This window comes from Chromohalobacter moromii (assembly GCF_023091865.1).
GTDB lineage: Bacteria > Pseudomonadota > Gammaproteobacteria > Pseudomonadales > Halomonadaceae > Chromohalobacter > Chromohalobacter moromii.
The window spans coordinates 231,457-252,306 of record NZ_JAHXDI010000004.1; the positions used below are offsets into that span (position 1 = coordinate 231,457).

General features: G+C 60.9%; 18 protein-coding genes and 3 tRNA genes. 7 read left to right on the forward strand and 14 right to left on the reverse strand.

Features of this window, described 5'->3' with window-relative positions; genetic code table 11:
- Positions 1 to 13: 13 nt before the first annotated feature.
- Positions 14 to 310 (reverse strand): integration host factor subunit beta, encoded by a 297-nt coding sequence (locus KZO83_RS14000; protein ID WP_040241697.1) that lies wholly within the window; start codon positions 308 to 310, stop codon positions 14 to 16.
- A gap of 224 nt (positions 311 to 534) precedes the next feature.
- Between KZO83_RS14000 and KZO83_RS14005 the strand changes: the two genes are divergently transcribed.
- Both KZO83_RS14005 and KZO83_RS14010 read left to right on the forward strand, forming a co-directional pair.
- Positions 535 to 813 carry an FAD assembly factor SdhE gene (locus KZO83_RS14005; protein WP_040241695.1) on the forward strand — a complete coding sequence of 93 codons (279 nt, stop codon included), beginning with the start codon at positions 535 to 537 and terminating at the stop codon, positions 811 to 813.
- A gap of 7 nt (positions 814 to 820) precedes the next feature.
- Positions 821 to 1,180: a hypothetical protein gene (locus tag KZO83_RS14010; protein WP_247621231.1), complete on the forward strand. Its 360-nt coding sequence runs from the start codon at positions 821 to 823 to the stop codon at positions 1,178 to 1,180.
- 19 nt (positions 1,181 to 1,199) lie between these two features.
- Here the strand turns inward: KZO83_RS14010 and KZO83_RS14015 are convergent, their stop codons facing one another.
- From KZO83_RS14015 to KZO83_RS14035, 5 genes are all read right to left on the reverse strand, one after another.
- Positions 1,200 to 2,372, reverse strand: coding sequence for an FUSC family protein (locus KZO83_RS14015; RefSeq protein ID WP_052444963.1), 1,173 nt, complete (start codon positions 2,370 to 2,372; stop codon positions 1,200 to 1,202).
- Positions 2,369 to 2,635 (reverse strand): hypothetical protein, encoded by a 267-nt coding sequence (locus KZO83_RS14020; protein ID WP_040241689.1) that lies wholly within the window; start codon positions 2,633 to 2,635, stop codon positions 2,369 to 2,371. Before KZO83_RS14020 ends, KZO83_RS14015 begins: the two co-directional genes overlap by 4 nt.
- 29 nt (positions 2,636 to 2,664) lie before the next feature.
- A complete protein-coding gene (locus KZO83_RS14025) occupies positions 2,665 to 3,564 on the reverse strand; it encodes a ketopantoate reductase family protein (protein WP_247621232.1) in 900 nt (299 codons plus the stop codon).
- Complete coding sequence (locus tag KZO83_RS14030) at positions 3,564 to 5,495, reverse strand: DNA topoisomerase III (protein WP_247621233.1); 1,932 nt, start codon at positions 5,493 to 5,495, stop codon at positions 3,564 to 3,566. The genes KZO83_RS14025 and KZO83_RS14030 overlap by 1 nt, the downstream gene beginning before the upstream one ends.
- 83 nt (positions 5,496 to 5,578) lie before the next feature.
- Entirely contained in the window at positions 5,579 to 7,501 is a 1,923-nt protein-coding gene (locus KZO83_RS14035) for a hypothetical protein (RefSeq protein ID WP_040241682.1), read from the reverse strand.
- A gap of 138 nt (positions 7,502 to 7,639) precedes the next feature.
- On the opposite strand from KZO83_RS14035, the gene KZO83_RS14040 reads away from it, so the two are divergent.
- Positions 7,640 to 9,445, forward strand: a complete 1,806-nt coding sequence (locus KZO83_RS14040) for an SEC-C domain-containing protein (protein ID WP_247621234.1) — start codon at positions 7,640 to 7,642, stop codon at positions 9,443 to 9,445.
- A 36-nt stretch (positions 9,446 to 9,481) separates the two neighbouring features.
- Here KZO83_RS14040 and KZO83_RS14045 read toward each other — a convergent pair whose 3' ends face one another.
- A complete protein-coding gene (locus KZO83_RS14045; RefSeq protein WP_040241679.1) occupies positions 9,482 to 10,819 on the reverse strand; it encodes an AmpG family muropeptide MFS transporter in 1,338 nt (445 codons plus the stop codon).
- A 156-nt stretch (positions 10,820 to 10,975) separates the two neighbouring features.
- Here KZO83_RS14045 and rfaH point away from each other — a divergent pair, with 156 nt between their 5' ends.
- Positions 10,976 to 11,524 carry a transcription/translation regulatory transformer protein RfaH gene (gene rfaH / locus KZO83_RS14050; RefSeq protein ID WP_040241677.1) on the forward strand — a complete coding sequence of 183 codons (549 nt, stop codon included), beginning with the start codon at positions 10,976 to 10,978 and terminating at the stop codon, positions 11,522 to 11,524.
- Positions 11,525 to 11,559: 35 nt separating this feature from the next.
- Positions 11,560 to 12,066: an FKBP-type peptidyl-prolyl cis-trans isomerase gene (locus tag KZO83_RS14055; RefSeq protein ID WP_247621235.1), complete on the forward strand. Its 507-nt coding sequence runs from the start codon at positions 11,560 to 11,562 to the stop codon at positions 12,064 to 12,066.
- A gap of 19 nt (positions 12,067 to 12,085) precedes the next feature.
- Here KZO83_RS14055 and KZO83_RS14060 read toward each other — a convergent pair whose 3' ends face one another.
- Positions 12,086 to 14,122 carry a putative bifunctional diguanylate cyclase/phosphodiesterase gene (locus KZO83_RS14060; RefSeq protein ID WP_247621236.1) on the reverse strand — a complete coding sequence of 679 codons (2,037 nt, stop codon included), beginning with the start codon at positions 14,120 to 14,122 and terminating at the stop codon, positions 12,086 to 12,088.
- Between the two features lie 264 nt (positions 14,123 to 14,386).
- On the reverse strand, positions 14,387 to 16,108 hold the full coding sequence (locus tag KZO83_RS14065; RefSeq protein ID WP_247621237.1) for a proline--tRNA ligase: 1,722 nt from the start codon (positions 16,106 to 16,108) through the stop codon (positions 14,387 to 14,389).
- 261 nt (positions 16,109 to 16,369) lie between these two features.
- Between KZO83_RS14065 and KZO83_RS14070 the strand changes: the two genes are divergently transcribed.
- Positions 16,370 to 16,825, forward strand: a complete 456-nt coding sequence (locus KZO83_RS14070) for a hypothetical protein (RefSeq protein WP_247621238.1) — start codon at positions 16,370 to 16,372, stop codon at positions 16,823 to 16,825.
- Between the two features lie 184 nt (positions 16,826 to 17,009).
- Positions 17,010 to 17,819, forward strand: coding sequence for a helix-turn-helix domain-containing protein (locus KZO83_RS14075; protein ID WP_247621239.1), 810 nt, complete (start codon positions 17,010 to 17,012; stop codon positions 17,817 to 17,819).
- Between the two features lie 89 nt (positions 17,820 to 17,908).
- Here the strand turns inward: KZO83_RS14075 and KZO83_RS14080 are convergent.
- The 5 genes from KZO83_RS14080 to uvrC form a co-directional block, all read right to left on the reverse strand.
- Positions 17,909 to 17,995: transfer RNA gene (locus KZO83_RS14080), tRNA-Leu, on the reverse strand.
- A gap of 34 nt (positions 17,996 to 18,029) precedes the next feature.
- Positions 18,030 to 18,103 (reverse strand) — tRNA-Cys (locus KZO83_RS14085).
- A 115-nt stretch (positions 18,104 to 18,218) separates the two neighbouring features.
- A tRNA-Gly gene (locus KZO83_RS14090) sits at positions 18,219 to 18,293 on the reverse strand.
- 77 nt (positions 18,294 to 18,370) lie between these two features.
- Positions 18,371 to 18,919 (reverse strand): CDP-diacylglycerol--glycerol-3-phosphate 3-phosphatidyltransferase, encoded by a 549-nt coding sequence (gene pgsA, locus KZO83_RS14095; protein WP_178997272.1) that lies wholly within the window; start codon positions 18,917 to 18,919, stop codon positions 18,371 to 18,373.
- 64 nt (positions 18,920 to 18,983) lie between these two features.
- Positions 18,984 to 20,798 (reverse strand): excinuclease ABC subunit UvrC, encoded by a 1,815-nt coding sequence (uvrC, locus tag KZO83_RS14100; protein ID WP_247621240.1) that lies wholly within the window; start codon positions 20,796 to 20,798, stop codon positions 18,984 to 18,986.
- Positions 20,799 to 20,850 lie beyond the last annotated feature (52 nt).

Sequence of the window (20,850 nt, forward strand, 5' to 3'; positions counted from 1 at the left end):
CGCCCTGGGGGCTTCAGTAGCCGAGTGCACGGCTGGCGTTGACCTGTTCGCGCAATTCCTTGCCGGGCTTGAAATGCGGCACGAACTTGCCCTGCAGGTCGACGGGATCGCCGGTTTTGGGATTGCGTCCGGTCCGGGGCTCCCGAAAGTGTAGGGAGAAGCTACCGAACCCGCGAATTTCGACACGTCCACCGCTAGAAAGCGAGTGGGTAATGTCTTCGAGGATGATCTTGACTGCTGCCTCGACCTCTTTGGCCGACAGCTCCGGCTGCCGAATGGCAATCTGTTCAATCAACTCGGACTTGGTCATCGAATGTCTCCAAGCGACTTTGCCGCTCCGCCGCACATGGCAATAAAGCGACCACGGTATTGTTGTGAATTCAGCATACTGCTCAAACCTTGATAAAACAACGCACTAGCACATTGCAAATCAATATTAGCCGGTTTTGAGCAAGGAGTGGAAACGATGTGTCTCGCCAAGTCCTCGGGTATACTCGTCGTCTATTCATGTCATGACATCGCTTGGGAGTCTCCATGCAGGACGATGTAACCATCAAACGGCTTTACTGGCACTCGCGGCGGGGCATGTGGGAACTGGATCTACTGCTGATCCCGTTTCTCGAACATTGCTACCCTCAGCTTGATGAGGCTGACAAGGCCCTTTATCAGGCGCTGATCGACCAAGAAGACCAGGATCTCTTCATCTGGCTGATGCGCCGAGAGTGGCCCGCCGACGCCGAGTTGCGGCGCATCGTCCAAATGATCGTCGATTATGCCGAAACCACTTCCAACAATCAGTATCGTACCCTCTAGACTCGACTTGGCACTTCATGCCCTCGTCTGGGGGATAGTGAGTGGCTTGGTGCTCATGCTGGGCCCATGGTGGTTGACGTCGGCGGTATCGCTTAGCGGTGCGGCACTGGTGGGCTACTGGTGGCGTGGCCAGCGGCGCTGGGAATTGCGGGAATGCCTCGATGGGGAGCACGCCACATGGCAATGGCGTGAGGTGTCACAACAGTGGCAGAACGCTATGCCGAGACCACTGCGGATCGGCGCGTGGTTGATCGGGTTGCGCATCGGGCGCCGCGTTATTTGGCTGTGGCCCGATAGCGCGTCGCCCACCTCGCGTCGCCTATTGCGTATACGGCTATTGGAGGCGATGCCATTGGGACGGCACTGACGCTCACTAGGGCTGGACGTCAGCGTGCGTCATCTTCAGTGCGTTCCGGATCACTCCGCGAGGTATCCAGTGGCATCGCCAAGCGGTCGCGAATCAGAGTGTGACGCGACGCGCGGCGACGCAAGCGGGCGCTGGGCAGTCGGTCGAGTGTCCGCAAGGTGTCGATGAGTGCTTGCGTGAGGCGTGCCAGCTCACGGTTGAGCCACAGGTAGCCGCTCGGGCTGAACAAGGCGCGATCGTTTTCGCCGCGTGCCTCCAAGGCGGCTTGTGCGTGGCGTTGCAAGTCGAAGGCAACCACTGTGATGTCGATGGCCTGCCCCGTGCGCACCTGGAACGCCAGACTGCCGAGCGCGCGCGCCAGGCGGTGTTGTTCGTCCCGCAAGCCATCGAGTTCGGCGATGATGTCGTGACCGGCCCGCGTTGCCCAGTGAGTTTCCAGGAGAAGCTCGATCGTCGACAGCATGCGTCGTTCCAGCGACAAAATGCGCTCCAGGTCGTCGCGATGCAGACGGCGCTCGCTGTGGATGGCATCCACCAGGCCGCGTTGCTTGACCAGTTGATCCGTCGTGCTCTTCAGCAACTGGTGCGTATCGACGTCGTCATGCTGCGTCGCATTGGTATGCGCATGATACAGGCGTGCCAGCTTGTCGAGGTTGTCGGCGAGCAGGAAGCGCAAGAGGTCGGTGGCTTTCTGGGGCAGAATGAACAAGGTCGCCAGAATGCCGATGCTCGTCCCGATCAACACGTCGAAGGCGCGCCACAGGGCGATCCCCAAGTCCTGGTGGCCGTCACCCACCACCATTAGCAATGTCACGCCGAACATCAGCGCGCTATAGCCATAGCGCGTGGCGAACGTGGTGTGCGTGGCGACCGCGATGCCGATCAAGGTCCAGGCCGGCACTACCCATGGTGCTGGTGCGGGAATCAGCACCAGCAAGATGCCCCAGATCGCTCCCAGCACCGTGCCCAGCAGGCGTTGGCCGCCTTTATCGATGACGCCGCCGATATGCGGCAGATTGCCCATGACCATCATCGTGCTGACCAGCGCCCAACTGCCATGAGGTATTTGCAGGAGCAGGATAACGGCGAAGGTGATTGCCAACGCCAGCGAGGTACGCAGGACGTGCAGCCGATGGCGGTAGCGGTAGATAAAGTAGGGATCGCGCAGACGAGTGGGCGACATCACTGTCATGACGCTCCGTGTTGGTGTCCGGTGGGTGCTTTAGCTTTAGCGCGCGCCAATGTGGCCGCATGCACCATGCTGGCCGTCCACAGCACGAGTAGTAGCAGCAACCAGATGAAGCCTAGCCAGCGAATGGGGATCATCATCAGCGCCATCAGAGCGATGAATCCGGTCAGCCACAGTGCGGCCCAGCCCCAGCGACGCAGGAACACATGGCCGAGCCCGGGGAGCAAAAAAGCCAATAAGAGCGTAATGAAGAGGCGGTGGCGCATGGAATCTCCGTTCGTCGTAATCCGGGCCTTCATGATGGCGTGTCATGATACAGCGTCTCGAGTGTTGGCGTGCTGCATCGTTGGCGCTTGGCGGCGGCCAGCAATGGCCCCAGTATGGCCTCACGCTCGGTCGGTCTGCCGGCGAGCACATCTTGAAGCATCGAGGCGCGGTTATTGGCCGTCGCCACGATGACCTCCCAGACGAGCGTATGCCAGCCTACTGGTGGCGGAATGGTGCCTTCACCTTCGAGCAAGGGGCCGATCTCGTCGATGATGGTGTCGACCATGCGGCGAAAAGGCTGATCGCGCAACTGGCCGTTACGAATCCGGTAGCGGGCTACGAGTGGGTTGATCGCGGCATTGATGGCGAGCTTGTGCCACAGGCGCTGGACGATCGCGGCATCGTGATGGGCGCTGAACCCTGCCTGGTTGAGCCAATATACGCTGTCACGCGCCAGGGTAGGCCAAGCGTTGTGGATATCGCCGACCCAGGTGGTCCCTGTTCCGGCATGCACGACACCCGCGTCGCCCTCGACATAGGCGCCTTCGGTGGTGCTCGCGCAGAGCACCGGGCCGGCCCAGGTCTCCGCTAAGCGGGGCTGTATGCTGAAGCCATTCTGCAGCGACAGTAGAGGTGTTTGAGGGTCGACATGGGCTGCGAGCTCTTCGACGGCCGACAGGGTGGCATGGCTTTTGGTGGCGAGCACGACTAGCGCAGGGCGAGCGTGCGTGTGCAATGCCAGGGTGGCAAGCGTAGTACGTGCCACATCCACATCATGAATCTCGCCAGAAGGGGCATGATAGCGGAGTGGGCTATCGTCGGGGCGGCGGCCGATCAAGTGTAGCGACAACGTGGTCGTCAAACGGGCGGCGAAGAGTCGGCCTAGCGCGCCGGCGCCGAGAATCCACCATGTGGGCGCTGGGCGCATCAGGCATCGCCTTTTTTCGTGGTGGGTTTGCGCGCCGAAGTGCGCTTCTTGGTGCGCCGCCGTGCGGTGTTGGATTTGCCGCGTGTCGGCCGTGAGGGTTCGGCGCCGCCCGGCGTAGCCAGAGCCTGGCGCATGCGCTCGGCATTCGCCTGACTCAGTAGTTGGTGAACATCGCCCACCAGCGTGTCGAGGAATGCGGTGGCGTCGGCGTTGCCCTCGGCGATTTCGGCTAGGCGCTGCTCCCAAAGGGCCGTGCGCTCGGGGCGCGTGGCGGTATCCGGCAAGGCCTGAATCAGCGCGCGTCCGGTCCGTGTGGCACGCAGTGCGCCTTGCTGGCGAATCACGTAGCCGCGCGTGATGAGTGTCTCCAGAATGCCGGCGCGTGTCGCCTCGGTGCCTAGGCCGTCGGTGTCGCGCAGGGTACGACGCACCGCGTTATCGTCGACGTAGCGGGCGATGTTCATCATCGCCTTGATCAGGCTGGCGTCGGAGAATGGCTCCGGCGGGCGCGTCTGACGGTCCTCCACGGCACAAGCCTGGACCCGAGCGGTTTCGCCTTCGCGCAACGCGGGCAACGCCGGTGCTTCATCACGCGTAGTGAATAGCGGTTTCCATCCGCGCACGAGTACCTCCTGGCCCTGGGCGCGAAAGCACTCCCCGAGGATCGAGAACTCGGCTTTGACGTCGCGCGTTTCCAGTGGCGGGTAGAATTGCGCGAGTACGTTGCAGGCGATCAGCCTGAAAACGTTGGCCTCATCATTGGATAAGCGGGCCGCGTCGAAAGGGCGGCCGGTGGGCGCGAGCGCATGGTGGGCGCCGACCTGCTTGTCGTTCCAGGCGCGTGAGCGGCGGTTGAAGTCTGCGCCGCGCAGCCAACCGGCTAGGGTGTCATCAGAGGCGCAGGCGGTAGAGAGTGTCTGCCTCGCCGCGGCAAAATGACCTTCAGGCAGGTAGCGACAATCCGAACGCGGATAGGTGATGAGCTGATGGCGCTCGTAGAGCGTCTGGCAGATATCCAGCACACGTTTGGCCGGTAGTTTGTAACGGCGCGCAGCATCGACCTGTAATGCCGACAGTGAATATGGCAATGGGGCCGATTGGGACTTCTTCTTGCTTTGCAGGGCGCTGAGATGCCCCTCGGCGTTGGGCAGGCGCGACGCCAACGCCTCGGCCGGCTCGCGCGCCAATAGTCGCCCTTGGTCGTCCAACGGATGCGGCGGTTGGGGTTGCCACCAGGCACGTAGCGTGCCGTGCTCGACGCCCAGATCCGCCCATAGCGTATAAAAGGGGCGTGAGACGAAGCCCTCGATCTCCAGATCACGGCGTACGATGAGTCCCAGCACGGGCGTCTGCACACGTCCTACCGAGAGTACGCCCGAGTAACCGGCTTGGCGGCCGGTCAAGGTCCAGGCGCGTGACAAGTTGATGCCATACAGCCAATCGGCGCGTGAGCGTGCCTCGGCAGCCTCGAAGAGCGATTGATAGCGTGCGTTGTCCTCGAGGCGTTGCAATGCCTGTTGCACGGCGGGGCGGTTGAGGTCGCTGATCAACAGTCGCGCCAACGGGCCGCGCCAGCCCAGGCGTTCGATGACCTGTTGGACCAGCAATTGCCCCTCACGGTCCGGATCGCCGGCATGCACGACGCTATCGGCACGCTTGAGGAGTTTGCGAATTACGGCCAACTGCGCCCGGGCCTTGGCGCGGGGTATGAGTTGCCATTGCTGCGGCACGATGGGCAAATCGTCGAGGCGCCATTGCTGATAGCGCGCGTCGTAGGCGTCGGGGGGTGCCTGCTCGAGAAGATGCCCGACGCACCAGCTGATACAGGTCTCCCCGCATTCGAGATACCCGTCCTGACGTTGCGTCTTGGCGGGTAATGCGTCAGCGATGGCGCGTGCCAGACTGGGCTTTTCGGCGACGATCAGGCGCATGATGTTAGGCGATCCAGCATGAACATGGCATCTATTCTGCCATGCTCGATCCAGTGCGTGGGCCGAATTGGCGCGGTGGATAGCTAGTTTCGACGCCCGAAGAGCCGACGTGCGCGCACCAGGGCGCGGTACCAGTCGCGATGTGGCGTTCCCACGGCGGGCGGGCGATGACTGAGAAAGCTGACGTTGCGGGCGTCGCTGCGTCCCGTCAGGTTGATGTTGGAGAGCATCTGCAACGTGCTGTCACGGGCGCCGTACTGGCGTTTGAGAAACTCGATGGCTGCCGGCTCGAGTTCCACGCGATAGTGGCGCACCAATGCCAACGCCAGCGATTCCGCCGCGCGTGACAACTCGGTATCCACCTCCCGGACCATCGAGGCGCCCAGCGCGGCTTTGGCGGCCGCCGACAGGTTGGGCTCGATCTGGCCGAAGTCGGCAGCATTGGAGCTGTTGATGGCACGCTGCGTGGCGGGCTGCGACAGCCCTACGTGAGGTTCGAGGGCGAGGAAAATCTCGATGGCCAGGCGCTTGGCGGCATCCACGCCGACGCTGAGCTGGGTCTCGCGGTGTGCGCCGCGCCAGGCTTCGTGATGGCGTGGCGTGATGCCCGTCTGGTTCAAGTAGCGGGCGAGATGCTTGCAGACCCGTGCCTTGGCTTCGTCATCCAGCGCAATGGTGCTTTCGCGGATGCGCAGTCCTCGCCGACCCGGCCCCAGGCGCAGACGCGTCGTATCATCGGACAAGCTAGCGGTGATGCGCTCCCAGCGATCCACCGACTTGATTAACTGAGCGTGACTGCGGCCCACATGTTCGTAAGCGCTGGATACGCTCTTGTAGAGCTGAATGGCATTAGCGAGGATATCCGACTTGGTGCGCAACGCGCGCTTGCGCTCTTCCTGGCCGACTTCCACTGCCTGGGCGAGGTGCACGATCTGCTCGGCCAGCGCGTCCATCGCCTTGACCGAACGCTCGAGCAGCAGTTCGGCGCGCAGCCCCGAGGCGCTGTCCTCGACCAAGGTGCCGGATTGTTCGGCGAGATAGACGTTGAGCGCCTTGAGACGCGAGAGCCCGGTCGCTTGCGCAATGCGTTGGCGTGCACGTGCCTCTTCCAGGTTGTCGAACGCCTGTGCGAGGCGCCAGCGGCCACGATACTCGAACGAGAGCACCGGAATCTTGCGCCCACTGATTAATTCGAACGCCAGAATCATCATTTCCTCGACGTCCTGAAGGGTCATCAGCAGGTCGTTGTCCTGCTCAATGGCGGCCATGACGCGCTCGATGAAGTTCTCGTCGCGCGGCACACCCTGATGAAGGTCGGGGGCACGACCCTCGAAGCGCTCACGCAGCAGGTGCGTGGCGATGGGTGCGGTGTCGTAGAGGGCGTTGAACTGAGGCTCCAGGGTGTCGCGGTACTGGGTAACGAGATCGCGAATGCGGGCGTGTAAGCCGACCCGGCGATAGACGTCGATCTGACCGATGAGGCGTGCGCTTTCGCGGTCGTCGAGGAGTTCGATGGCCGCCAACTCAACGCCCTCCGGCGAGAGATCATGCTTGCGCAGCAACATGGCGGCGGCTTCGCGGCGCCGGGCATCGCCTTCGAGGCTTTCGACGATCAAATCGCGCGTGACCAGAAGTAGCTCGGGCAAGGTCTTGATGACCTGCTCGATCTGTCCAGAGGTCTTCTCGGCCTTGCGCCCCTGAGTGAGGTGGTAGCCGAGGTTGGCCAGAATCCCCGCAGCGCCGGTGATTACCGTGTAGGAGATGAAGAAGACGTAGTTTTCCGTGGTCGGTGCCTTGCCGTACCCCAACAGGTAGCCGCCCCATGCGCCGAGCAGCGTCACTGGACCGGCCGTCCATAGGATCTGCATCAGACTGACCGACCAGGGTACCTTCTCGACGGCTGCAGTGATGCGCCGGATTTCGTTGCGTCCTTCGCGTTCGAGGCGGACCTGTGAGGTTTCTTGAGCGGGCGATGCTTTACGCTGAAACGGCAACGGCAGGAGCACGATGACATCCCTTACATGGCGGGGTTCGGACAAGCGGCGACAATACCCGAAAAGCGGCATGGGTGCACCAAGCGGTAGACGGATGAGGCTCGCTCGTCGGACATGCTAGAATAAGGCGATTTTTTCTGGAGGGTCGCAATGCTGGCCGCATGGGTGGAACAATTGCTGGGGTACGCCAGCGGCGCGTTGAAGGCGATACGCGACAACGAGCATTATCCGGCGCTGATGATCTGGGCGCGCGACGAGGGCGTGGTGCGTGTCGGCGGTGATCTGAGCCTGGCGCAGGCCTTGGCGCCCTTATTGTGGAACGAGACGCCGCTGGTGCGACTGGGCTTCGATCCCGAACCCTTGGCGTGGCCGGGGCGTAACGAACCCTGCTGGTGCGATTCAGGGCGCAAGACCAAGCAATGCTGCGGTGCGGTGACATTGCCGGGTGCGGTCCCCCCGCATCTGATGTGGATGCTGTCGCTCAAAGAGTGGACGGGCGAGACACTCAAGGCGGCCCTGGGGAGCGGCAAGGCGCCGGACCAGGCACTGCTGGAGGCCGGTTTGATTGCCGCCGAAAGCGGTCAGCGCGGTCGCGCCCAGCAGATCCTCGAGAGCCTCTTCTCCAGCGAGCGTGATTGGTCGCGCCTGCCCGAACAGGCCGAGCCAGCGTTTGAAATCCTCGTCGATCTCTATCAATCGCGCGGCTTTCATCGCAAGCGGGCGGCGTTACTCGACGAGGTTCTGGAGCGCGGCCCGACCTTCCTGCGCGGTGTAGCGCTCGAGCGCTTGTGCTTGATGCATCTCGATAGCGATGATTTGGCCAGTGCTCGGGAAGCCTTCGTGCGGGCCCAGCAAACGCTGCCCGATTCGCCGACGCTGGCCTATATCGAGTCCATGTTGTTGCTGCATGAAGGTCATCCCGAAGAAGCCCGAGCTCGGGCGCATTTCTGGTGGCGTCGACTCTCCAAGCGTTCTGACCTCGAATCCGATCAGCTACAGTTTCTGGCCGACCTGGCCGCCAATCCCGAGGCGACCCTGGCCGAACAGATGATCAACTCCGAGGAAGACCTGGCCGAGCCGCTGGCGGCGCTTGCCGCCTTGCTCGATACCTTGGAGGCACCGCCTCGGCTGCACTTGTCGCGTACGCCGGAGGGCCACGTGGAATACCATGCCACGGCCCGTGAGGATACCGCCTTCGCGGCGTGGTTCGAGTATTTCAAGGTGACCATCGACGAAGAGGCTGCGCTGAGTTTCGAGTCTGATCCCTGGGAAAACGCCGGCGAATGGCTGCCCGCCTTGTGTGCTCATCCTGAATGGCTGGGTTCGCCGTCGGTGATGCAGTCGCTGAGCCTGGCGTTGACGAGTCGTTTCGGAAGCCTGCCGTGGATGGCGGAGAGCTTCTTTGAACCGCTAGCGGCGCGGTTCGAAGCATGGCTATCACAACTCGAGACGCAGCAAGGCCCCTTCGCCTGGGATGACGCCAACAATGCCACCTTGCTGCGTTGCGCCTTGGCGCTGATCGTGGGCATGGAACGCGGCGCGCGGACGCGTTCGCGGCATCTTGCCGAACGCGTGCTCAAGCTCGATGAGGAAGATGACCTGGGATTGCGCGAGTTGGTGCTCGATCAGTTGCTGCGGGAAGGGCGTGATGACGAGGCTGCCGAGCTCAGCGGCGCGCACGATGAGGAAGAGATGATCGGCGTGACCATGGCGCGTGTGCTCGCCTTGTATCGTCTGGAGCGGCGTGACGAGGCTGATGAGATGCTAACCGTCGCCCAGCGGGCCAATCCCTACTTGGTGCCGATGCTGTGCGACGAGAAGCCGAAGCCGGTAGCGTTGGCCGTCGATGCGCCGGCGCCGGGGACGCGCGCCGAAGCGTGGCAGTATCGCCAGTTGATGCGCGATCAGTGGATGGCGACACCGGGCGCCATGGCGTGGCTGGACACCCATCGTTGAGGGGGCATGCGAAAACGTGCCTGCTTCGCGGCATGTTTAGCGCTGAGTGCGAGCGAGCCAGAGTGCGAGTAGCACGGCGGGTACACCCAGTGCTGCGCTGACGGTAAAGAAGCCCGTATAGCCGAAGCCATCCACTACTAGCCCCGAGAAGCCGCCGAGAAACTTGCCGGGTAGCGTCATCAGCGATGAGAACAAGGCATATTGCGTTGCTGTGTAGGCTCGTGATGTCAGGCTCGAGAGAAAGGCGATGAAGACCGTGCTCGCCAGGCCATTGGCGAGGTTGTCACCCATGATGGTCATAACCAGCATGGGAAAGCTGTGCCCCGCGTTGGCCAAGGCCACGAACATAAGGTTGGTAAGGGCGGTTGCCAGGGCGCCCACTACCAGCATGCGTCCCAATCCAAACCGCACTACCAAAAGCCCGCCGGCCACGCCGCCGAGAATGCTCATGGCGATGCCGAACACCTTGGTCACATTGGCTATCTCCGAGAGGCTGAAGCCCAGGTCGATGTAGAGCGGGTTGGCCATCGCGGCCATCGCCAGGTCGCTGATGCGGTAGAGGCCGATGAACAGCAGAAACCATAAAGCCGTGCGTCCGTGACGGGCGAAGAAATCGGTGAAGGGGCAGACGATAGCGCCGATGACCCAGGCGCCAAAACGTCGCCGTCGCCGAGGCGCATGCCGGTGCTGGTACAGGAATGCGCGCACGCGAGGTTCGCTGGCGAGTTGTATGCCAAGCGTCGAGCGCTGCGGTTCCGGTCTCACCAGGGTAGTAATCACGCCTACCCCGACGAGTGCGGCCATGCATGCGTAGGCGGCATGCCAAGAGACCGCGTCGGCGATATAAAGCGCCCCGGCGCCAGCGGCGAGCAGCCCGCCGCGATAGCCGATGATATAGGTCGAGGCCATGGCGGCCTGCACGCTTTCCTCGGCGGATTCGATGCGATAGGCATCGATGACGATATCCTGTGTCGCCGCGCCGAATGCGACCAGCAGGGCCAGGCCGGCGATGAGGATGAGATGCGCGGGCGGCGAAAGGGTGGCCAGGCCCAGCAGTCCCGCGGCGATCGTCAACTGGGCGCAGAGCATCCAACTGCGGCGTTGACCGAACCAGCGGCCCACGCCGGGCAGGGCGACACGATCGACGACCGGTGCCCAGGCGATCTTGATCGAATAAAGAATGCCGATCCAGGAGAAGAACCCGATGGCAGCGACATCCACTCCGGCGTCGCGCAGCCACGCCGTGAGCGTCGAGAACACCAGCAGGAACGGTAGGCCGGCGGCGAAACCGAGAAACAGCATGGTGATGACCGGTGCCTGCAGATAAACCGCCAAGGCGTCGCGCCAGCGGCGGTGTGCGACATCGTGAGTCATCGGTTCCTCCTGTGAGCGAGCCGCCCAATGCGGCTCGGACATGAATCCGGCACAATGCTAGAATGCAGTGTTTGCACGGCAACGGCCCGCGCCAGGCGCGTGTCGAAAACGCAGGTTGCGTACCGTGGCATACCCCGACGATGAAGGCCAGAGGACATGACCGATCAGCTCGATCCAAGCGCGCTCGACGACGCGGCTGCCTGCCCGCGCTGGTATGTGGTGCAGTGCAAGGGCGGGGAATCCTTCCGTGCCAGCGAACATTTGACCAATCAAGGCTATCGTGTCTTCCATCCGTTGCTCGAGGTACAAAAGAAGCGTCGCAACAAGCTGGTCTGGATAGCCGAGCCCTTGTTCCCTCACTATTTGTTCATTCGCCTCGATCGGGTGGCCAGCAATTGGCGACCCATACGGTCCACGCGGGGCGTGCTGAGGCTGGTTGCGTTCGGCGACGAGCCGTTGCCCGTGCCGGACGCGCTAGTCGAGATGCTGATCGCGCGTTCCCAGCGCGATGAGACCGAACGTGAGGCGGGCAATGTTTACTTTCGTCCCGGTGAGATCGTCGAGATCACCGAAGGCCCCTTTCAGGCGCTCAAGGCCGTGTTCGAGACCCAGAAGGGCGAAGAGCGCGCCATCGTCCTGCTCAATATGCTGCATCATCAGCAGCGCCTCGAGTTACCGGTAGGCGATCTACGCCGCACGACATGACCCGCCGCTCAATGCCGTAAAGACCAGGAGTTTTCATGACCATCTCGCCGCAACATGTCGTTCGCCTGCATTATGTGCTGTGCGACTCGGCAGGACATGTGCTCGACGACTCGCGTCGTCGCGAGGCGCCGCTCGAATACCTGCATGGCCACGCCAATATCCTGCCAGGCCTGGAGACAGCGCTGGAGGGGCTTTCCAGCGGCGATACCCGCGAGATCAACCTGACGCCCGAGCAAGCCTACGGGACGCATGAGCCCGATCTCGTGCAGACGGTAGCGCGCACGGCCTTTCCCGGCGTCGAAGAGTTATCACCGGGCATGCGTTTTCAAGCGCAGGGCCCCGACGGACCGCGTACGGTGACCTTGATCGAAGCGGACGACAAGCAGGTAACGGTGGATGCCAATCATCCGCTGGCGGGACAGGCGCTCGTGTTTCGTGTCGACATTCTCGAGGTCCGCCCGGCGAGACGCGCCGAACTTGCCAAGGGACATCCATTGGCGGCAGACGTAGTGGCCTCTGAGGTCGAGGATCGCAAGCAATAGCTGCTGGTCCCTGGGGCATCTATCCTGGCGGCATCGTGTCCATGCGGCGCAAGAATGTGTCCACCGGCTCGGGGTGTGCCAGATAGTAACCTTGCAGAAAGTCGATGCCACGTGCGCTTAGATAGTCTTGCTGTGTCGCGTTTTCCACGCCTTCAGCGACCACGCGAAGTTCCAGTGCCTTACCCAGTGCGATGATCGAGCGCACTAAAGGCGCATCGCGGTGCGCTGAGATGGCATCGACGAAAACCTTGTCGATCTTGATCTCGTCGACGCGAAAATCTTGTAGATAGCGTAGCGATGAATAGCCCGTTCCGAAATCGTCGAGAGCAAGGCGCACGCCGAGTTCACGCAGCGCATTGAGCCTGGCGGCGATCCCCGGCGTGACGAGAAGCGATTCGACGACTTCCAGGATCAGCCGCCGAGGCGCGAAGTCATGACGCTCGAGCAATTGCGCCAAGTGCGTCATGAAGGCGTCATCATGGAGTTGCTGTACCGAGACGTTGACCGATAGCGATAGCTCACTGTTATGCAGTGCGCCGCCGAGCAAGGCGCAGGCCTGGTCGAGCACCCACTGGCCCATGGGGCGGATCAAACCGCTGTACTCCGCTTCGGCAATGAAACTGCCTGGTGCCAGTAGCCCTTCGCGTGGATGTTGCCAGCGCAAAAGTACTTCGGCGCCCGCTAGGCGTCCCATGGGATCGAACTGGCCTTGTAGATACAGACGAAACTGGTGTTCGTCGAGCGCCGTGCGTAGTTCGCGTTCCAAGCGGTTGAGGCGCTGTTCCCAATCGCTTAGTTGGCTGGTGTAGAACGCCAAGTGGGGCGGTGGTGTCTCGCGTGCGTGCTGCACCGCGAGTTCGGCGCGTTGTAACAGCGCTTCGATATCCTGGGCGTCGCGCGGATAGCGTGCCACACCGGCATTGAAACGCAGTTGGCTGGGCGTGCCGAAGATACGCCAGCTGTTCTCGCCGAGTGAAAGAAGCCGCTCCAGGCAGTAACGGTGCAGTGATTCATCCGTTTGCCCGGGAATCGCGATCAATAGGCGATTGGCCGGTAGACGGCCGACGTGAATGCTGCCTTGCAACTCGGTCAGGCGTTCCTTGAGCTTCTCGGCGACCTGGCGGATCGCTTCATCACCGGCTTGCTGGCCGAGTGTTTCGTTGATATGGCCGAGACCGCCCAGCCGCAGCACCAATAGGTGAAACGCCTCGCCGCGTTGCGTCAGCGCCTGCAGGCGCTCGAGGAGACCTCTCAGTGTCGCCAGTCCCGAGACCTCGTCATGATGGAGCTGACGGTACAGGTCATGCTCCACTTCGCGGCGGCGCAAGGATTCCGAAAACTGGGACAGCAATCCTGAGAATCCCATCAGGGTCGTGATTTCATCGCCATGCCACTCACGCGGTTGCATCGATTCACAGCAGATCGCTCCTCGTAGTTCACCGCCGACGAATATCCCCACATCCAGCATGGAGTGGATATCATTAGTGCGTAGATAGTCCTCCAGGCCACTCAAGCGCTCGTCGTGTTGTGCATCATGAGTGACCAGGCAAGGGTTTTGTATCAGTGAAGCGAGATAGCTATCCAAGCCCTGATGCGAGAGCCTGAGGCCGTTGAGCGCAGGGTCGAGGGCCATGCGGCAGGTCAAAACGCGACCATCGCTGTCGAGGAACCAGAGGCCAATGCGCGACGATCCTAGTACCTCGGCGGTAGTGTCGAGCAAGGCGCGCAAAAAGGTATCTTCATCGAGGTCGCGTTGTAGCAGTTCACGCATGCGACGCCAGGCTTCCTGCTGTTCGGCCTGGCGCTGTTGCGCCCGCATCAGCGCTTCCCATTGCGCGATGTTGTGACGTGTTTGCTGTGCCATGCGGTGTCGCAACAGCGCGCCCATCAGCATCACCATGATCGTGATCGCCATCAACCAGGACAGATGTCGCTCGAAGAGCAGCGACGCGAGGATAGCGATCCCACTACCTACCGCAAACACACGGAAAAGCACGCTGTTGCGGCGTTGCTCTTTACGCAAGCGGTTTAATTGGCCGGCGGTATCGGGCGTCATGCGGGGCACCGGCGATTGTCGAAGCAAAGGTGAGTCGTCATGCGACATCCTACGCCATGTCGAAAGAGCCTTGGCGTGCCGGTGTTCAGCCGCCGTATGGGCTCGGGCGAATCGTTGTTATGTGACGCGCGAGGCGCATGCATGGCCACGTACGCGCGGGCTGCGAACTGCGTGCGAATGGTTTCTGACCAATATCTTGGCAGTGAACCAGGGCGGGGGGAAGAGAGTCCGGGGCATGCCACGCAAGGCTTGCCCCGGCGTCGGTTAAGATGTCAGGCGTTGACGTAGAAAATCGAGCATCGTGTCGGTGGGCACCATAGTGATCTCACTATCGCGGCGTCCTTTGTACTCCAGCTCGCCGTTATCCAGCCCGCGTTCGCCGATCACGATGCGGTGCGGAATGCCGGTGAGTTCCTGGTCGGCGAATTTGACGCCAGGGCGTAGGTCGCGATCATCGATCAGTACGTCGACGCCGGCGTCGCTGAGTTGCTGATAAAGGGTTTCGGCATACTCGCGAACGCGCTCGGATTTATGCGCGTTCATGGGCACGAGCGTGACTTCGAACGGCGCGATGGCATTAGGCCAGATGATACCCCCAGCATCGTGGCTTTGCTCGATGGCGGCGGCGACCACGCGGGTCACGCCGATGCCGTAGCAGCCCATCAGCAGCGGAACTGCCTGGCCATTGTCGTCGAGCACGGTGGCGTTCATCGCGGTGGAATACTTTGTCCCTAGCTGGAAGACGTGACCGACTTCGATGCCGCGTGCGATGGCGAGTGTGCCCTTGCCATCCGGTGAGGGATCCCCCTCGACCACGTTGCGCAGATCGGCCACCTTGGGCAGAGCGACGTCGCGTTCCCAGTTGATGCCGAAATAGTGTTGGCCGTCGATATTCGCACCAGCGCCGAAATCGCTCATCAGTGCCACGCTGCGATCGATGACCAACGGCATCTCCAGATTGACCGGTCCCAGCGAGCCGGGACCGGCGCCTACCGCTTGGCGAATTTCCGCTTCACTGGCCATGGTCAGGGGCGCAGCAACCTCGGGCAGGTTCTCGGCCTTGACCTCATTGAGTTCGTGATCGCCACGCACCAGCAAGGCGATCAGACCACCTTCAGCGGCATGCACCATCAAAGTCTTGATGGTCTTCTCGATGGGCAAGCCATGCTGCTCCACCAAGGTGGCGATAGTGCGCGCATTGGGCGTATCGACCAGACGCAGTTCTTCCTGGGGTGTGGCGCGTTCGGGGGTTTCCCCTAGCGGGGCGGGGAGTGCCTCGGCTTTCTCCATGTTGGCCGCATAGTCTGACGATGTGGAAAAGACCACCGCGTCCTCACCGGAATCGGCCAGCACCTGGAACTCGTGGGAGCCGGTACCGCCGATGTCGCCGTTGTCGGCCTCGACGGCGCGGAAATCAAGTCCCAGGCGCGTGAAGATGCGCATATAGGCGTCATACATCGCATCGTAGGAGCGCTGCAGGCCGGCTTGGTCGATATCGAAGGAGTAGGCATCCTTCATGATGAACTCGCGGGCGCGCATCACGCCGAAGCGCGGGCGCGTTTCGTCACGGAACTTGGTCTGGATCTGGTAGAAGTTGGAGGGCACCTGCTTGTAGGAGCGTATTTCGTTGCGCACCAAGTCGGTGATCACCTCCTCGTGCGTTGGGCCATAGCAGAAATCACGATCATGGCGGTCACGAATGCGCAGTAGCAGGTTGCCGTATTGGTCCCAGCGCCCAGATTCCTGCCACAACTCCGCCGGTTGGATCGCTGGCATGAGGACTTCTTGGGCGCCCGCGCGGTTCATTTCCTCGCGCACGATGTTCTCGACCTTGCGCAGCGTGCGAAGCCCCAAGGGTAGCCAGGTATAGAGCCCCGAGCTCAGGCGGCGAATCATGCCCGCACGCAGCATCAACTGATGGCTGACGATGTCGGCATCGGCGGGAGTTTCCTTGAGGGTGGAGATCAATAATTGACTAGCGCGCATGGACAAGTGGTTCCTTGGATTCGGGGCCTAAACATCGCGTCCGCCCTGAAGCGGCGCGGCAAATGGGGATATTGTACGGTCAAGGCGTAAACGCGGCAAAAGCGATGCGCATTGGAGCGCCGGAGCTGACGTCGAACTCGGCGAGGGCGGGCTCACGTTGCGGCGACGTTTGCGATATCCTTACGCCTGTCATACTCGGCTTATGGATACCCTAGTCTTGAACTTGGATAATGTATGTGAACAGGGTAAGAGGATAAAGTGATGAGTGCCATACACGATCGAAACGTCTCCCAGGCTCGCCGCTGGATAGCGGCACTGACCATCGTGGCCACCACCACGACGCTGGCAGGGTGCGGAACCGTGTTCTATCCCGAGCGCAAAGGGCAGCCCAGTGGACGTATCGACCCTGCCGTGGCGGTAGCCGATGGCGTGGGCCTGTTGTTTTATATAATCCCCGGTGTCATCGCCTACGCCATCGACTTTTCCAATGGCACGATCTACCTGCCGAGCCGCGATACTGCGCAAGTGGATACGTTGCATTTCGAAGACGAATTGGATACGCAAGCGCTCGAGTCGGTATTGTCCGAACGCACGGGCGGGGCAGTGCGTCTAAGCGATGAGCTCGTGCGTGTCGAACGGGTCTCTTCTCGAGATGAGGCGCTGGCACTGGTGCGCATGTCCGGCACTTACGATAAAGAGCGCCTTGCCTCGATGTAAGCGCTTTGTTGGCGGATAAGACAGTCTAGTGCGAGTTGCCTCACATGATTTTGATGAGTGTCATGATACGAGGCAATTCGTGATAGGCATGAGAAAAACCAGACATGTAAACGCGAATATCAAACTGTGATCAAAAAGACTCTCCCGCATACTGAAAACTCGATTCAGACGCAGGGAGTCTACGATGACATCACAATATAAAGCTTCTCGATTTACGGCACCGTCCGAGCACCCGAGGCAAACTTATCGTTTGAGCAACATGTGTTTGCCAGCGCCCCTGTCGGTGGGCGAGCTGGAAACGTTCAGTACGATCAGCCGCCAGGTGTCGCCTTTGAGGAAGCGCCAAACGCTATTCGCACAAGGCGAAGAGTTCAAGAGCCTGTATATCGTGCGCTGCGGAAGCTTGAAGCAAGTCTATCGTGATATTACCAATGAAGAGCATATTACCCAGTTTTATTTGCCGGGCGAAGTGGTTGGGCTGGATGCTATCAGTAGTGGTTTTCATCCGGGGGTGACGCAGGCATTGGAAACGACATCCGTCTGCGAAATCTTGCCTGAAGCGCTTGAAGAGCTTGCCCAAAAGAGACCGAGTGAGCTGGGCATGAACGGTTGTTTTCTACGGGTGATGAGTCGCGCACTGCATCAGGAGCGCATGATGGTACGTCTATTCCTGAATAGGACGTCCGATGTTCGCTTAGCCAGCTTTCTGCTTGCCTTATCGACGCGCTTTCGGCAACAAGGTTACTCGCCGTTTAGCTTTCGTTTGTCCATGTCGCGTAGTGATATCGGCAATTATTTGGGGCTTGCGGTCGAGACGGTGAGCCGTCTATTGGGACGTTTCCAAGACTTAGATTTGCTCACTGCAAAGGGGCGAGAAATTCGGATCGACGACTTGGAAGGGCTCATGGCATTGGCGGATGGGCGTGGGCGTCAATCTATTTGGCATGCCACGGTCTCCTCGCCGAGTCATCACGCCAGTATGCCGGCTCACTGAGACAAAATGCGTGGAGGACGCGCCATCGATACTGTAGAGACTGTTGGAAAAAATGTTGGCAGGAGAGGGCGCCAAGCGCTCGATACTACTGGTGCCCGGAGCCGGACTTGAACCGGCACGGTGTTACCACCGAGAGATTTTAAGTCTCTTGCGTCTACCAATTTCGCCATCCGGGCTAACGGATACGTAAGGGGAACACCGCAGAAGAAATGGAGGCTGGAGTCGGAATCGAACCGGCGTTGACGGAGTTGCAGTCCGCTGCATCACCACTCTGCCATCCAGCCTTGTTGCACTCGTTGCAAAACGATCAACGTTTGAGTTTGGAGCGGGAAACGAGATTCGACCGGGCTGGCGTTCCAGCTTGCGACCCTCATTGACCATTCCAATACTCTTAAGTTCTGGAGCGGGAAACGAGATTCGAACTCGCGACCCTCGCCTTGGCAAGGCGATGCTCTACCACTGAGCTATTCCCGCCGAACTCGAGGACGTATTATAGAGATAAGCCTGTGAATGTCAAACGTTTATGTGCCTCGCCAAGGTAAAAATGGTGCTCACATCGAGCGCGTCAATTCCGGCCACGCTGCGCGCAGGTACTGGAACATCGACCACAGTGTCAAAGTGGCGGCGACATAAAGTAGAACGACGCCCAGGTTGGCGATCATTGAACCTGGCGCGAAGCCAAGCAACAGCAACAGCGAGACCATCTGCAGAGTAGTCTTTAGCTTCCCTACCCAAGAGACGGCGACACTCCCCCGCTTGCCGATTTCCGCCATCCATTCACGTAACGCGGAGATGACGATTTCCCGACCGATAATGACTAGGCCTGGCAGTGTCAGCCACACGGCGTCGAAACGTTCGATGAGCAGGGCAAGGGCGACGGCGACCATGAGCTTGTCCGCTACTGGGTCGAGAAAGGCGCCGAAGGGGGTGCTCTGATTCCAGCGACGGGCCAGATAACCGTCGAGCCAGTCGGTCACAGCCGCGAGCCCAAACAACCCCGCGCACAGGAGCATGCTCCAGGAATAAGGGAGGTAGAAGGCAATCACCAGTAAGGGAATGAACACGATTCGAGCAAGCGTCAATAAATTAGGGATGTTCATCGAGCGATGTAAGTCCTGACTGGTGAATGAGATCGTCGCGCCATTGTATCTTTCCGCTCATGGCTCATCCATGCAAGGCCTGATGAATGGTCGTGGCCATTTGGGCGCTGATGCCGGGCACGCGAGCCAGTTCATCGCGGCTGGCCTGGCGAACACCCTGGAGTCCGCCAAAGAAGCGCAACAATTCCCGGCGGCGTTTGGGGCCGACACCGGGAATGTCTTGCAGAGTCGAGGTGCGGCGCTGCTTGTCGCGCTGCTGGCGATGCCCGGTAATTGCAAAGCGGTGCGCCTCGTCGCGGATATGCTGGATCAGGTGCAACCCGGGGGAGGCGCTATCGAGCGATAAGGCATTGTCGACGGTTTCCAGGAACAACGTCTCGAGGCCGGGCTTGCGTGTCGTACCCTTGGCGACGCCGAGCAGATGCGTGCTCATGATGCCGACATCTTCCAGTACCTCGCGCGCCATGTTGAGCTGCCCCTTGCCACCATCGACGATAAGCACGTCGGGCAGCTTGCTCTCGTCCTGCATCAGGCGCTTGTAGCGGCGTGTTAGCGCTTGGCGCATGGCCGCGTAATCGTCGCCCGCCGCGACGCCTTCGATATTGAACCGTCGATAATCGGATTTGACCGGCCCGTCCTGATCGAAAACCACGCATGAGGCAACTGTCGCTTCACCGTGGCTATGGCTGATATCGAAACACTCCAGACGTGTCGGGGTCTCCTGCATATCCAGCGCCTCGCGCAAGGCATCGAAGCGTTTAGCCAACTGCGAGCGATTGGCCAACTGGCTTGTGAGGTGCTGTTCGGCATTGGTGCTGGCCAGGCGTAGCCATTGGGCACGATGACCGCGTACCTGATGCGCCACACGGATGCGTTTTCCGGCACGTTCGGAGAGTGCGGACTGGATGACATCGGCGTCCACGAGCGGCAGAGCCGTGATGATCTCACTGGGGATGTCGCGATCATGGCCTAGGTAATAATGGCTGATGAACGCGCCGAGTAGTTCTTCCGCCGTCAGGTCCAGGCCGTTTTGCGGCATGTGGTGGCGCGCCCCGAGCATACGTCCGCCACGTACGCTCAGCGCGCTGATGCATACGCCACCCGGGCGTTCGGCGAGAGCGAAGATATCGGCATCGCCATCCCCGGTATCGACGATCTGACGCTCTTGCAGGCGGCGTAGCTGCTGAATCTGATCGCGCAGACGTCCCGCTTCCTCGAAGTTCAGCGCCTGGCTGGCGGCTTCCATGTCCTGGGTGAGTTGCGCGGTCACCTGCTCGCTGCGCCCATCCAGAGCCATGATGGCGTGGTCGATGTCGCGCTGGTATTCCTCGCGGCCGATATAGTCGACACAGGGCGCGCTGCAGCGTTGTATCTGATATTGAAGACAAGGCCGGGTGCGATGGGCAAAGACACTGTCTTCACAATTGCGGATACGAAATATCTTCTGCACCAACGCTAGACTCTCGCGGACGGCGGTCGTGCTGGGGAAGGGGCCCAGGTAGCGCCCGTCGGCGCGTTTTCCTCGCGCACGTTTGAACTCGAGTGCGGGATAAGGATGGCGATCCGAGACGAAGATGAACGGATAGGATTTATCGTCGCGCAGGAGGATGTTGTACGGTGGCCGCTGCTCTTTTATGAGCGTTTGCTCAAGAAGTAGTGCCTCGGTCTCGGTGCGCGTGATGGTGACCTGGATATCCGCGATACGGCCGACCAGCGCTTGCGTCTTGGTGTTGAGCGCACCGCGAAAATAGCTGGCGAGACGCGCCTTGAGCCGCTTGGCTTTGCCTACATACAAGATCTCTCCGTCGGTATCCAGCATGCGGTACACGCCGGGCGACTCGGAAACCGTCTTGAGGAAATGCTTGGCGTCGAAGCTCATGGGTGCGGGACAATCGTTGAGTCGGTCATACCCGCTAGTATATCAAAGGGAA

Excerpts from the sequence above, each read along its gene's own strand:
- KZO83_RS14045 (WP_040241679.1), bottom strand. The coding sequence starts at position 10,819 with ATGACTCACGATGTCGCACACCGCCGCTGGCGCGACGCCTTGGCGGTT.
- KZO83_RS14070 (WP_247621238.1), top strand. The coding sequence starts at position 16,370 with ATGAGTGCCATACACGATCGAAACGTCTCCCAGGCTCGCCGCTGGATA.
- KZO83_RS14060 (WP_247621236.1), bottom strand. The coding sequence starts at position 14,122 with ATGACGCCCGATACCGCCGGCCAATTAAACCGCTTGCGTAAAGAGCAA.
- uvrC (WP_247621240.1), bottom strand. The coding sequence starts at position 20,798 with ATGAGCTTCGACGCCAAGCATTTCCTCAAGACGGTTTCCGAGTCGCCC.
- KZO83_RS14040 (WP_247621234.1), top strand. The coding sequence starts at position 7,640 with ATGCTGGCCGCATGGGTGGAACAATTGCTGGGGTACGCCAGCGGCGCG.
- KZO83_RS14030 (WP_247621233.1), bottom strand. The coding sequence starts at position 5,495 with ATGCGCCTGATCGTCGCCGAAAAGCCCAGTCTGGCACGCGCCATCGCT.
- KZO83_RS14075 (WP_247621239.1), top strand. The coding sequence starts at position 17,010 with ATGACATCACAATATAAAGCTTCTCGATTTACGGCACCGTCCGAGCAC.
- KZO83_RS14015 (WP_052444963.1), bottom strand. The coding sequence starts at position 2,372 with ATGACAGTGATGTCGCCCACTCGTCTGCGCGATCCCTACTTTATCTAC.
- KZO83_RS14005 (WP_040241695.1), top strand. The coding sequence starts at position 535 with ATGCAGGACGATGTAACCATCAAACGGCTTTACTGGCACTCGCGGCGG.
- KZO83_RS14020 (WP_040241689.1), bottom strand. The coding sequence starts at position 2,635 with ATGCGCCACCGCCTCTTCATTACGCTCTTATTGGCTTTTTTGCTCCCC.
- KZO83_RS14000 (WP_040241697.1), bottom strand. The coding sequence starts at position 310 with ATGACCAAGTCCGAGTTGATTGAACAGATTGCCATTCGGCAGCCGGAG.
- KZO83_RS14065 (WP_247621237.1), bottom strand. The coding sequence starts at position 16,108 with ATGCGCGCTAGTCAATTATTGATCTCCACCCTCAAGGAAACTCCCGCC.
- rfaH (WP_040241677.1), top strand. The coding sequence starts at position 10,976 with ATGACCGATCAGCTCGATCCAAGCGCGCTCGACGACGCGGCTGCCTGC.
- pgsA (WP_178997272.1), bottom strand. The coding sequence starts at position 18,919 with ATGAACATCCCTAATTTATTGACGCTTGCTCGAATCGTGTTCATTCCC.
- KZO83_RS14025 (WP_247621232.1), bottom strand. The coding sequence starts at position 3,564 with ATGCGCCCAGCGCCCACATGGTGGATTCTCGGCGCCGGCGCGCTAGGC.
- KZO83_RS14055 (WP_247621235.1), top strand. The coding sequence starts at position 11,560 with ATGACCATCTCGCCGCAACATGTCGTTCGCCTGCATTATGTGCTGTGC.